Source organism: Streptomyces sp. MBT53, assembly GCF_016654115.1.
Classification (GTDB): Bacteria; Actinomycetota; Actinomycetes; order Streptomycetales; family Streptomycetaceae; genus Streptomyces.
Genome location: NZ_JAEQAZ010000473.1, coordinates 1 through 1,733, shown reverse-complemented (window position 1 = coordinate 1,733; position 1,733 = coordinate 1). Strand labels below are relative to the sequence as shown.

At 73.5% G+C, this 1,733-nt stretch carries 2 protein-coding genes; both read left to right on the top strand.

Annotation, left to right across the window (positions count from 1 at the left end; translation table 11 throughout):
• A partial coding sequence (locus JHN45_RS52315; RefSeq protein ID WP_201056559.1) for a serine/threonine-protein kinase occupies positions 1-1,199 on the top strand: 1,199 nt, incomplete at its 5' end.
• Between the two features lie 145 nt (positions 1,200-1,344).
• Positions 1,345-1,733: protein kinase (locus JHN45_RS52310; RefSeq protein WP_201056557.1), on the top strand; the 389-nt coding region annotated here is incomplete at its 3' end.

The following is a 1,733-nucleotide window of genomic DNA, read 5'->3' as shown; positions in this document are numbered from 1 at the left end:
TCGCCGACTCCCCGGGCCTGACCCGCACCCACGAGTTCGTCGGCACGCCCGCGTACATCGCGCCGGAGTCCGCCGAGGGCCGCCCGCAGACCTCCGCCGTGGACATCTACGGCGCCGGCATCCTGATGTACGAGCTGGTCACCGGCCACCCGCCGTTCTCCGGCGGCTCCGCCCTCGAAGTCCTGCACCAGCACCTCAGCGCCGAACCGCGCCGCCCCTCGACCGTCCCCGACCCGCTGTGGACGGTCATCGAGCGCTGCCTGCGCAAGAACCCGGACGAACGGCCCAGCGCCGAGAACCTCGCCCGCGGCCTGCGCGTCGTCGCCGAGGGCATCGGCGTGCACGCCAACTCCGCGCAGATCGCCGCCGCCGAGAACGTCGGCAGGCTGCTGGCCCCGGACCCCGCGCCCGCCGCCGTACCGGGCGTGCCCGGCGCCGCCGACCCGACGCAGGTCCTCTCGCACGGCGCGGGCGGCTTCGACCCGAACGCGGCGACCAGCGTCCTCCCGCACACCGGCGGCCCGCTGGGCGCCGCCGACCCGACCACCGTGCTGCCGAGCCGGGGCGCGGCCGACCCGACCACGGTCATGCCGCAGAACCCGTACGGCCAGCAGGGCGGGCAGGGCCAGCAGAACCCGTCCGGCCCCGGCCCCGAGCAGCCGCACCCCTGGCAGAACCAGCTGCGCGCCGCCCGCGACCGCAACGAACAGACCCAGTTCCAGCCCTACCTCGACCCGGGCGAGGACCCGCTGCGCCGCCGCCCCCAGCGCCAGGTCTCCCGCGCCCAGCAGCCGCCGCAGCAGCCCCGCCAGGCCGCCCAGCAGCGCCCGCAGCAGCGGCCCTCGCAACGCCAGCCCCAGCAACCGCAGCAGGGCTACGGCTATCCGCAGCAGCAACAGCCGCAGCAGTACGCCCCGCCGAGGCAGCAGCAGCCGCAGCAGCGGCCCCAGGAACCGGCGCGCGAGCCCCGGCAGCCGCGGCAGCGCAGCTCCAACCCGATGAAGATCCCCGGCCTCGGCTGCCTGAAGGGCTGCCTCTTCACGATCATCCTGCTGTTCGTCGCGGGCTGGCTGGTCTGGGAGCTGACCCCGCTGCAGGACTGGATCGGCACGGGCAGGAGCTACTGGCGGGAGATCAGCCACGTCGCCGGACAGGTGAGCGGCTGGGTCAAGGATCTGAGTTCCGCCGGGGGCAACTGACCGCCGGCTGACGGCCGTAAAGCCCCAAGTCCGGCGCTGTGTTGGTGATTTGTCGACACCCAGTGGGTGATTTCCGCCTCGGCGGTGAAGGTTGGCTCATCCGACGCGTAGTTTTAACGACAACACGCGTCTGGATGGAGCAGTCTTGGCACGGAAGATCGGCAGCCGGTACACCGCCAACCAGATCCTGGGGCGGGGCAGCGCCGGCACGGTGTGGCTCGGCGAGGGTCCCGAGGGGCCCGTCGCCGTCAAGCTGCTGCGCGAGGACCTCGCGTCCGACCAGGAACTCGTCGGCCGCTTCGTGCAGGAGCGCACGGCCCTGCTCGGCCTGGAGCACCCGAACATCGTGTCCGTACGGGACCTGGTCGTCGACGGCAACGACCTCGCCCTCGTCATGGACCTGGTCAGGGGGACGGATCTGCGCACCCGCCTGGACCGGGAACGGCGCCTCGCCCCTGAAGCCGCGGTCGCGATCGTCGCCGACATCGCGGACGGACTCGCGGCGGCGCACGCGGCGGGCGTCGTGCACCGGGA